Here is a 7,564-nt window from a genome sequence, read left to right on the forward strand (position 1 = left end):
TTTATCATCAGCTCGGAGTGCAGCACCTTCCTCCGATCGCGAAGATGGGGCACGAAGCCGATTACCCCATCTATGCTGATTTCTCTGATATTCGCCGTCTTCTCAGGATCGGCCGCGCTCGCTACGCTGCGCGCCGGCGCGATCACGGCGCGGCCTAATCCGGAAATAGGTCAGGACCTCGTGATGCCTTTCAGCACGCGTTGAGCCGAAGCCGATTTCACAGTGGCCGCGATTTTCTCAAGAAAAGCTGCGCTCACATTGCCGAGCGGTTTGGTCGACTCGAAGTCGAATGCCTTGTCGAGCTCCACGCGGTTGTACTCATCGAGGATGATCCAGCACGGAAAGGAGAGCCCGGCGCGGCGGCATTCCATCTCGGGAAAGGAAAGCGCGATCCGATCAGGCCGCGGTTCCTGCGACGTGATCGGAAAAAGGAAGACGGCACCCGGATTTCCTGGGGTGCGAACGACGATGCAAACGGGCCGTGCCTTGCGGCCCGACTCTTCGCCGGCTTGCGCCTGGCGCGCCCACAGATAATGGAAGCGGACGACCTCGCCGCGTTCAAGCATCGTGATGCTTCCCGTCAAGGATCGCGTCGATGCCTTCCATCAGCTCGTCGTGGATGTGCTCCGGTGCATCCTCCAGGCGATAAGCGTGCGCTTGCGGCTGGCCCTTCAGGCGTGCATAGGCTTCGGCCGTCAGGATCACCAGCTTCTGCTTGCCGCGCTTGGTGAGCGCGACCGGTTCGATCAGCGCGGCCTCGAGGATTTCCCCGGACGCGCGATTCATGTCGGAAAAGGTGAACTGCTTCATGGTAGCCTCGCAGACTATTGTACGTAATATACGTAATTCATGCGAAATATGCAATTGGAATTCGATAGTCGAACTGACCCGAGGATCTTGGGCCACCGCCCGTTTCGGGCGGCCGCGCTCTATGCGGAGGGCACGGTGCCAGCCTGCGGCCGTCTCCGCCGATGCCGGTGACGATCGCTTGTCCTTCTCGGCTGCTGCGCATCCGGCACTGAGGCCCGCACGCGGGCCGCATTGTTCGTCTCGCCCCTGACATCGCCGGGCGTTCGCATCAAGGGGCAGGCGCGGCAAGCCGCTTGTCGCGTCGGCAAAAAAACGGCTTTCACCGCTGCGCGCCGACCCTTCCGTTTTTTCCCCGCCACGCCCCCTTGATCCGCCCGCGCGCCGCCGTGGGGCGGGCTGCGCCCTCCCCCCTCTGTCCGGGGGAATGTCAGAGGCCATTCCCCCGGAAAGACCGGGGAGGCTTCGCCCAAGGGGGCTTCTCCGGCGGGAAACGCAAAGTGGATATAATTTTCTGCCAACACACCCATGGAGGGCAGGTTGATGAAGATCGAAAGCGCTGAAAGGCCGGAACCGGAATTTGACAAGGCGGTCGCCGCAGAGGTCGCGCGCTTGAAAACCGAAGGCTATAGCAAGGCATATATCTGCGAGCGCAGCTTCGAAATCGAGGATGCCATTCAGCGCCGTGTCGCTTGCAACGCGCAGCAAGGAGATTTCTCATGACGCAGACTGAAAATAATGGTTCCGACGAATACATAGACGATCGCGACCCGAAACGTGCTGCATGGGAGGCTGAAGTCCACCTTCCGACCAGAGCCACGCCCGAATTCATCTCCACAGCGCTGTTGCATTTGATCGAGAACAAGATCGAATTCGGTATCTTCTATGAGGGCGACAAGGTCGTAATCGGCTACGAATTCGGGAATGATCCCTATGTCCCGTCGATGTGGTCCGACCGGAGCTGGCGCATCGGCCATGAGCCGTTTTGCGGCGATGATGGCGATTATTTTTGATGTCAGACAGAGAGGCGGCGCGCTGGCCGCCTCTCTGTCGAGCCGGTTAGAAGTTGAGAGCGCCACGATAGAGCGGGTGGCGAGACGCCTGGACGCGGGCCTGTCCCTTACCGCGTCGAGCGGTGCGGGACAGGACGAGGGGTGCCCCGAACCCACCCCTCGAACACCCCTTCCCTCCCCTCTCCGGAAGGGCAGCTATCGGCGCTTGACGCCGATCTCCTCGATGACCTCGTAGCTGCTGATGATGGCGCTGACGCCATCGTGGAGCAAGGCCATGATCGCGGCTCGCGTCATGGGCACGGTCTCTATCTTCTCCAGGCAGAGAGGTGGGTAGCTGTTCTCCGGATCGGTCGCCAGTTGAGCGCGGAGCGTGAGAAGATCCTGTCGGGCTGCGTCCTGGTCCGCATAGAAATAGTCCGGCAGGGTGCGGTCTGCCCAGCGATCCTCGCCGAGCTCCACCTTGCCGGTGAAGGCGTACAAGATGAGGGTAGGAGCCGTTTCCATGCATTTCTCCTTCAGGTGAATATCCATCCCGTGACGGAGCGTAGCCACCTGGTCGACGTGGGCAACTGACAGAAATGCGAGTTGGGGCCACCGCCCGTTTCGGGCGGCCGCGCTCTATGCGGAGGGCACGGTGCCAGCCTGCGGCCGTCTCCGCCGATGCCGATGACGATCGCTTGTCCTTCTCGGCTGCTGCGCATCCGGCACTGAGGCCCGCACGCGGGCCGCATTGTTCGTCTCGCCCCTGACATCGCCGGGCGTTCGCATCAAGGGGCAGGCGCGGCAAGCCGCTTGTCGCGTCGGCAAAAAAACGGCTTTCACCGCTGCGCGCCGAACCTTTCGTTTTTTCCCCGCCACGACCCCTTGATCCGCCCGCGCGCCGCCGTGGGGCGGGCTGCGCCCTCCCCCCTCTGTCCGGGGGAATGTCAGAGGCCATTCCCCCGGACAGAGGGGGGAGGCTTCGCCCAAGGGGGCTTCCCCTGCGGGAAACGCAAACTCAGGAGACAGACCATGACCGAACTCACCAACTTCATCCGGTTCAACGAAGACGGCACCTTTACCGGCAACATCGCCTCCATCGCCTACGACATCGACATCACTGGCACGGCGTTCACCAGCACCAACAAGGATGCTCCGGTCTACCGGGTCTTCGGCAAGTCCCCGCTCGGCCGGAAGATCGACCTCGGCGGTATCTGGAGGAAGAAGAACCAGAGCGGCGGCGAATATCTCAGCCTGTCCGTCAACACCGGCCACACGCGGCTCAATGCCAATCTCGGCCGCTTCCCCGGCCAGGACGACGAGGACCTGATGGCCGTCATTCCGTGGGATTGATCGAACAGCCCACCGCAGGCTTGCCCGAGGGGATCGTTCCCTTCGGGCGGGCCGACACCAAGGAGAGATGATTTCAGGAAAGGACGATGACCATGGACAGCCCGAGCACCGACACCCTCGGCATGGCGCTGGTGGAAAAGGGGTTTGCGCCCAACCTTGCCGTTCTCGACATCAACAATTCGTTGTCCGTCCCGCACGACTTCGAGATGCCAGCACCGTGGAACCTGCCGTCGCGGATGTTCCAGTTTCCCATCGAGGTTTGCTGCCCCGACAACGAGCAGCCGCGCAAGCTCGGCCTGCGCCATCCGCTCTTGGCTGATCATCCCTATGTGCGCCATGTCGAAGCGGCGCTCGGTTTCGAGATTGCCCGCGACGGCGCGCCGAACCGCTACCGCTATTCCAGCGCCCCGCTCGCTCGCTGGTGGCACGCAGTCGATCTGGTCAGCGCCGGAAAGTGGCGCGACCTGCTGGCAACGCAGGAATTCACTGAACCCGCCTGTATCATGAACGCCGTCACCTATGGCTGCCGCTATTCGCGCCATGACGACAAACGAGTCGCTGGCTATATCACCATCGCCGAGGCCCGAGAGATCATGCGCGAAATCGGCGCGACCGAACCCGGCGAGCGCAGCGCGGTCATTCGTTCCTTCTCCGCCCCAAGAGTTTGCCGTCCTGAAAAAGGTGCCGAGCATTGGCCGATCAACACCGGCCTCCAAAGCACTGAGGACGCGGCTTGGGGGATGATCTTCGGCATTGAGGACGGCTGGTTTCGCTATGATCGTTCCGGTTTCTTGCAATGGTCCGAGCTGGGTCGGGAACGCTACGCGGCGGGCGAAAGCGCCACCTACACACAGGCGAGCGGCCAAACCGCGTTCGCGTTTTGAAATGACCGGGGATAACAAAGGAGACGACAATGCCAACCCTCGCAGGTGCGGACTTCCGGCTAGATCGGGTGGAGATCGCGACCATCATCGCAGCCTTGTATCACTGGAACGAGAGCGGCGGCAGGCCGGAGGAGCTTGAGTATATCGCCTGCGGATTTGGTGATTACATTCTACTCGATACGTTCGGCATCCTCCAACTGATCGAACGCTTCACGGAGGTAACATGAGCCGCTACACGATAACCCTTCACAAGGGCGAGAGAACAGATGACGAGGCCGTCATCGGCTTCGATCCACCTCTGCGCACCTATTTCTTGCAGGGTTTCGAGACCGACGATGATTGCGGGACGCCGGAAATCTGGCTAGGCGTCCTGTTGGAGGAGTTTCCAACCTTGGAAGGGATCATCGAGGAAGCCCGCGCCAACGGCTATGAGGTCAGCAATCTCGATCATGCCGATATGATCGCCATGCTGCGGGAGGCTGGCCATGAGCATGAGCCGTCCATCGCGGAAAGGCTTGGCTTCATCAAGTAGCGTCTCCTGCCCCTCCGGCTGCGGAGGGGTAACCGCGTCGTTACCGTTCGGCGCCCGCGTCGAGCGGGCGCGAAGCGGTTCGAGGGGAGCCCCGAAGCCCCTCCCCTCGTCTCCCCTGCCCGCCCGAGAAAGGTCGATGAAGGCACGCCTTCCGGCCGCAATGGTGTTCCAGCTTGAAAAATAGTCGAATAATGCGTATTATTCGACTTAATCGAAGGAACCCGCAGATGCAGAAATTCACAACCGTCGACCTGCTGCGCGACACCAAGACTGTCACCATGGCGGCCGACCGCCATCCGGTCGCGATCACCCAGCACCGCAAGCCGCGCTATGTCCTCATGACCTACGACGAGTTCGAGGCCATGAAGAGCCGGGGCGATCCAAGGCGGGTTTACACGGTCGGAGAAGCGCCGCAGGCGCTGATCGACATGATCATCCCCGAACTGGATCGCCTCATCGCGGAAGGGGAAGACGCCATTGGCTGATATTCCGGCCAGCGGCTCCGTCTTCCGCTATCCCTATCTCTGGGCATGGCAGCGCGACAGTGGCGAGACGGAGGGGCGGAAGTCCCGCCCCGTCTGCATGGTGCTCGCCATCTCCAAAGGCGCGCAGACCCATTTGGTCATTCTGGCGATTTCCGGCACGCCGCCGCGCGCCGATCAGACGGCGCTGGAAATCCCGCAACTCGAATGCCGGCGCGCTGGAATCCGTGACTGGAAGGACGCTTGGATCACCGTGTCGGAATTCAACCACGATATTGCGGAAGCGTCCTACTACTACGATCCGAACGCCGAGCTGCTCGGCAGCTTCGGCAAGGGCTTCCTCGCCAAGGTCGCCGCAGCCTTCAAGCCGTTCCTCGCCGTGCCGGCCGCTCGGGTGAGCAGGACAGAATAGGCCGGGCCTCTTCCTCCCTGCCCTGCCCTTCTCGTAACGACCGCTTCCCGGTGGTGAAGACCGTTATCCAGCCGCAGCGCCGTGAGGACGGCGCGGCCGCGGCCGCAGCGAACCGGCCCCGCCGGTGAGCGGTAGCCAAGCGGAGGAAACCCGCGCTCCCCAATTGCGCCGTAGGGTTTTCCGGAGCCTCGTGGGTAACGGCCTTTTTTCCCGCGTCAGTGATTTTCTTCGATAGGGCCATGGGCCACCGCCCGTTTTGGGGGCCGCGCTCTATGCGCAGGGCACGGAGCCAGCCTGCGGCCGTCTCCGCCGATGCCGATGACGATCGCTTGTCCTTCTCGGCTGCTGCGCATCCGGCACTGAGGCCCGCACGCGGGCCGCATTGTTCGTTTCGCCCCTGACATCGCCGGGCGTTCGCATCAAGGGGCAGGCGCGGCAAGCCGCTTGTCGCGTCGGCAAAAAAACGGCTTTCACCGCTGCGCGCCGAACCTTCCGTTTTTTCCCCGCCACGACCCCTTGATCCGCCCGCGCGCCGCCGTGGGGCGGGCTGCGCCCTCCCCCCTCTGTCCGGGGGAATGTCAGAGGCCATTCCCCCGGACAGGGGGAAGAGGCTTCGCCCAAGGGGGCTTCCCCTGTGGGACTTCGGGAAAAAGGAGACAGAATATGAGCGCAGTCAAAGCCTTCCTGATCGAGCCGATGGCAGGCACCATCCGGCCCGTAACGATCAACCTGAAAAGCAGCTATTCCGATATCAAACGCCTCTTGAAATGCCAGATGATCGACATCGTGCGGGTGAGCGGATTCGATATCATCGTTGACGACAACGGACTCAATAAAGCCGTGGAGTGCCTCACTAACGTCGAGGGCGCTCCTCATCCGCTCGCAGGAAACCTTCTGGTCACGAAGTCGGACAGGCTGGGCGAGTTGGTGGACGTCTCCGAGGCCATCGAGGATGTCGCGACCCTCTTCAGCATTATCCGGCTGGAGCACCACCCGGAACTGGTTGCAGGAGATGGCAGCGCGACCGGCGATCTCATCCTTCGTATCAAAATCCGCCTCGACCACATTCCGTTGAAAGTCGTCAATGCCGCCAACGCCTGAATTGCACCGGCCCAATAGAGGCTGGGGATGGTTCTTCCATCCCCAGCCGCGTCCTCTCCGGCACAGCAAGAATTTTGCACTGACAGGAGCTAGTCATGGACGAGCGGGAAGAAGTGGAGCACCTGCTGGGCGAAACCGAGCGCCCGGCCCTCAGCCCCGAAGCGCAGTGGCGTGCAGGCTATCGCGAGGCGCAACGTCAGCGACGGCTCGCCGGTGCGCAGTCTGATCTATTCGGCGGCCGGACCATCGAGCATTTCCACCGGAATCCGAAACCACCGGACCCCGAGGATTGGCCGCTGGAATACGAGATCACGCGGTTTCAAGATCTGTCCCCGGAGGAACAGGCACGGCAGCTTGCCGCCGATCCGCATACGCCGTGGGCGCGCTCGACGCGTAAAAAGCTGACGCCGGAGGAACGAGCCGCAATGATCGCCAGCGCGGCGAACTGGCTGCGCCTCGGCCAGCGCGTCCGCATCATCGGCACGTCGCCATCCATCGATGGCACCAACGAGCGCCGCGTCGGCCGTGTCGGCGTCGTCTGGCGCTTGTGCGGGGAACCGTTCGCCGATTACGTCCATATCAATCTGGACCTGATCGGGCAGGAGCGCACCGAAAAGGTCGTCTTTGTCGAACTGCGCGACGTGGAACCCATAGAGGGCGAGGACTGAGGGGCTGCGTTCCCCTCTGCGGCGGCCGCAGTGCGTGTGCCTGGTCCTCACCGCGTCGAGCGGATCGAACCAGGACGAGGGGCGCCCCGAAGCCCCGCCCCTCGAACTCCCCTGCCCGCCCGTCAAAAAACGGCGCGCCGCGTGCGGGCGCAGTCGATCCCGCCTCTCCTGCGGGACGCTATGCTGAGGCTCCTGCGGCTGCGCTCATTCCGCACGAGACGCAGCGAGAATTCCCGAAATCCCGGCCAAAGGCCGGCGCTTCTCTAATCGGCGTGTTGAGGTCAAGCGCTTTTCGAGCTTTCCACTTTTGCGGCGTTCAACGTTTCTTCGCGG

13 protein-coding genes are annotated in these 7,564 nt (G+C 62.5%); 10 read left to right on the forward strand and 3 right to left on the reverse strand.

From position 1 onward, the window contains the following. Positions 1-170 precede the first annotated feature (170 nt). Complete coding sequence (locus tag AC1Q6Z_RS35115) at positions 171-566, reverse strand: type II toxin-antitoxin system PemK/MazF family toxin (protein WP_306041459.1); 396 nt, start codon at positions 564-566, stop codon at positions 171-173. Further along, positions 559-810 carry a type II toxin-antitoxin system Phd/YefM family antitoxin gene (locus AC1Q6Z_RS35120; RefSeq protein ID WP_306041457.1) on the reverse strand — a complete coding sequence of 84 codons (252 nt, stop codon included), beginning with the start codon at positions 808-810 and terminating at the stop codon, positions 559-561. The genes AC1Q6Z_RS35115 and AC1Q6Z_RS35120 overlap by 8 nt, the downstream gene beginning before the upstream one ends. A gap of 540 nt (positions 811-1,350) precedes the next feature. Here AC1Q6Z_RS35120 and AC1Q6Z_RS35125 point away from each other — a divergent pair. Both AC1Q6Z_RS35125 and AC1Q6Z_RS35130 read left to right on the forward strand, forming a co-directional pair. Continuing rightward, a complete protein-coding gene (locus tag AC1Q6Z_RS35125) occupies positions 1,351-1,530 on the forward strand; it encodes a hypothetical protein (RefSeq protein ID WP_306041456.1) in 180 nt (59 codons plus the stop codon). Then, positions 1,527-1,820, forward strand: a complete 294-nt coding sequence (locus tag AC1Q6Z_RS35130) for a hypothetical protein (RefSeq protein WP_306041455.1) — start codon at positions 1,527-1,529, stop codon at positions 1,818-1,820. Before AC1Q6Z_RS35125 ends, AC1Q6Z_RS35130 begins: the two co-directional genes overlap by 4 nt. A gap of 195 nt (positions 1,821-2,015) precedes the next feature. Here the strand turns inward: AC1Q6Z_RS35130 and AC1Q6Z_RS35135 are convergent, their stop codons facing one another. After that, positions 2,016-2,324 (reverse strand): hypothetical protein, encoded by a 309-nt coding sequence (locus tag AC1Q6Z_RS35135; protein WP_306041453.1) that lies wholly within the window; start codon positions 2,322-2,324, stop codon positions 2,016-2,018. A 507-nt stretch (positions 2,325-2,831) separates the two neighbouring features. On the opposite strand from AC1Q6Z_RS35135, the gene AC1Q6Z_RS35140 reads away from it, so the two are divergent. The 8 genes from AC1Q6Z_RS35140 (at position 2,832) to AC1Q6Z_RS35175 (ending at position 7,231) form a co-directional block, all read left to right on the forward strand. Then, the gene (locus tag AC1Q6Z_RS35140; protein ID WP_306041452.1) at positions 2,832-3,152 is read left to right on the forward strand and encodes a DUF736 family protein; all 321 of its coding nucleotides are present in this window, start codon (positions 2,832-2,834) and stop codon (positions 3,150-3,152) included. 86 nt (positions 3,153-3,238) lie between these two features. Next, positions 3,239-4,036: a hypothetical protein gene (locus AC1Q6Z_RS35145; RefSeq protein WP_306041450.1), complete on the forward strand. Its 798-nt coding sequence runs from the start codon at positions 3,239-3,241 to the stop codon at positions 4,034-4,036. Positions 4,037-4,065: 29 nt separating this feature from the next. After that, positions 4,066-4,263 (forward strand): hypothetical protein, encoded by a 198-nt coding sequence (locus AC1Q6Z_RS35150; protein WP_306041448.1) that lies wholly within the window; start codon positions 4,066-4,068, stop codon positions 4,261-4,263. Further along, on the forward strand, positions 4,260-4,568 hold the full coding sequence (locus AC1Q6Z_RS35155) for a hypothetical protein (protein WP_306041446.1): 309 nt from the start codon (positions 4,260-4,262) through the stop codon (positions 4,566-4,568). The genes AC1Q6Z_RS35150 and AC1Q6Z_RS35155 overlap by 4 nt, the downstream gene beginning before the upstream one ends. Before the next feature lie 227 nt (positions 4,569-4,795). Continuing rightward, complete coding sequence (locus AC1Q6Z_RS35160; RefSeq protein ID WP_306041444.1) at positions 4,796-5,053, forward strand: type II toxin-antitoxin system Phd/YefM family antitoxin; 258 nt, start codon at positions 4,796-4,798, stop codon at positions 5,051-5,053. Continuing rightward, positions 5,046-5,462 carry a hypothetical protein gene (locus tag AC1Q6Z_RS35165; RefSeq protein ID WP_306041442.1) on the forward strand — a complete coding sequence of 139 codons (417 nt, stop codon included), beginning with the start codon at positions 5,046-5,048 and terminating at the stop codon, positions 5,460-5,462. The genes AC1Q6Z_RS35160 and AC1Q6Z_RS35165 overlap by 8 nt, the downstream gene beginning before the upstream one ends. A gap of 663 nt (positions 5,463-6,125) precedes the next feature. Next, positions 6,126-6,563 carry a hypothetical protein gene (locus AC1Q6Z_RS35170; RefSeq protein WP_306041440.1) on the forward strand — a complete coding sequence of 146 codons (438 nt, stop codon included), beginning with the start codon at positions 6,126-6,128 and terminating at the stop codon, positions 6,561-6,563. A 95-nt stretch (positions 6,564-6,658) separates the two neighbouring features. Continuing rightward, entirely contained in the window at positions 6,659-7,231 is a 573-nt protein-coding gene (locus tag AC1Q6Z_RS35175) for a hypothetical protein (RefSeq protein WP_306041439.1), read from the forward strand. Positions 7,232-7,564: the final 333 nt, after the last annotated feature.

Source organism: Shinella sp. GW835-FHT14H05, from assembly GCF_058793575.1.

Excerpts from the sequence above, each read along its gene's own strand:
- AC1Q6Z_RS35140 (WP_306041452.1), top strand. The coding sequence starts at position 2,832 with ATGACCGAACTCACCAACTTCATCCGGTTCAACGAAGACGGCACCTTT.
- AC1Q6Z_RS35145 (WP_306041450.1), top strand. The coding sequence starts at position 3,239 with ATGACCATGGACAGCCCGAGCACCGACACCCTCGGCATGGCGCTGGTG.
- AC1Q6Z_RS35125 (WP_306041456.1), top strand. The coding sequence starts at position 1,351 with ATGAAGATCGAAAGCGCTGAAAGGCCGGAACCGGAATTTGACAAGGCG.
- AC1Q6Z_RS35115 (WP_306041459.1), bottom strand. The coding sequence starts at position 566 with ATGCTTGAACGCGGCGAGGTCGTCCGCTTCCATTATCTGTGGGCGCGC.
- AC1Q6Z_RS35150 (WP_306041448.1), top strand. The coding sequence starts at position 4,066 with ATGCCAACCCTCGCAGGTGCGGACTTCCGGCTAGATCGGGTGGAGATC.
- AC1Q6Z_RS35130 (WP_306041455.1), top strand. The coding sequence starts at position 1,527 with ATGACGCAGACTGAAAATAATGGTTCCGACGAATACATAGACGATCGC.
- AC1Q6Z_RS35160 (WP_306041444.1), top strand. The coding sequence starts at position 4,796 with ATGCAGAAATTCACAACCGTCGACCTGCTGCGCGACACCAAGACTGTC.
- AC1Q6Z_RS35155 (WP_306041446.1), top strand. The coding sequence starts at position 4,260 with ATGAGCCGCTACACGATAACCCTTCACAAGGGCGAGAGAACAGATGAC.
- AC1Q6Z_RS35175 (WP_306041439.1), top strand. The coding sequence starts at position 6,659 with ATGGACGAGCGGGAAGAAGTGGAGCACCTGCTGGGCGAAACCGAGCGC.
- AC1Q6Z_RS35135 (WP_306041453.1), bottom strand. The coding sequence starts at position 2,324 with ATGGAAACGGCTCCTACCCTCATCTTGTACGCCTTCACCGGCAAGGTG.
- AC1Q6Z_RS35120 (WP_306041457.1), bottom strand. The coding sequence starts at position 810 with ATGAAGCAGTTCACCTTTTCCGACATGAATCGCGCGTCCGGGGAAATC.
- AC1Q6Z_RS35170 (WP_306041440.1), top strand. The coding sequence starts at position 6,126 with ATGAGCGCAGTCAAAGCCTTCCTGATCGAGCCGATGGCAGGCACCATC.